The organism is Streptomyces sp. NH27 (assembly GCF_056859195.1).
On record NZ_JACEGK010001049.1, the window covers coordinates 1 to 641 of the forward strand.

Annotated in this window: 1 pseudogene; it reads left to right on the forward strand. The window is 80.2% G+C overall.

What is annotated here, in order from left to right:
* Positions 1–641 (forward strand): annotated as a pseudogene (locus AC13HU_RS37950) (hypothetical protein); the annotation flags it as partial.

Sequence of the window (641 nt, forward strand, 5' to 3'; positions counted from 1 at the left end):
GGCCGCACACGGGTTGTGGGCGGCCGGGGTCGCCGTCCTCCGCGAGGGCGCCGTCACCTCCACGCTGCCGCGCACCGGGCTGCTGCACGCCGCGCAGGCCGCCCGGCTCGCCGGACTGCATCGGCCTTCCTCGGCGGCGGTCCGCGTCGCCCGCCGCCTCACCGAGGCCCGTAGGGCCGAAGCATCCTTCCGGCTGGCCGAGTTGGTGGACGACCTGGCCGAACTCCTGGACCTGGCCCGCACCATACGGGACGCCGACCCGGCCGACCCCGCGGCTTGCGCCGCCGCGCACCGGGCCGTCGGTCAGGCGCGCCGGACGTACCGCCCGAGCGGATCGCTGCGGCTGTACGGGCTGTTCACCGAGCCGGTGGTGACCGCGTCGGGTTACGCGGGCGCGCGGACGTACGCCCTCGACCCGGGCGGCGCGCTGCGCACCGTTGCCGTGATCGCCCCCGGGCCGCCCGATCGGGCCCGGCCGGCCGCGAGCGCCCCGCTGCCCGGCGGCGCCGCCCTCACCCTGCGCGAACTCGGCCGCGGCGCGGGCCTGATCGCCACCGGCGCGACCGTCACCGAGGACGGCCGGATCGGCGGCGGCGCGGGGCTGCGTCCGGTCACGGCGGCCGGCGCGGCCTGGGCCGCGG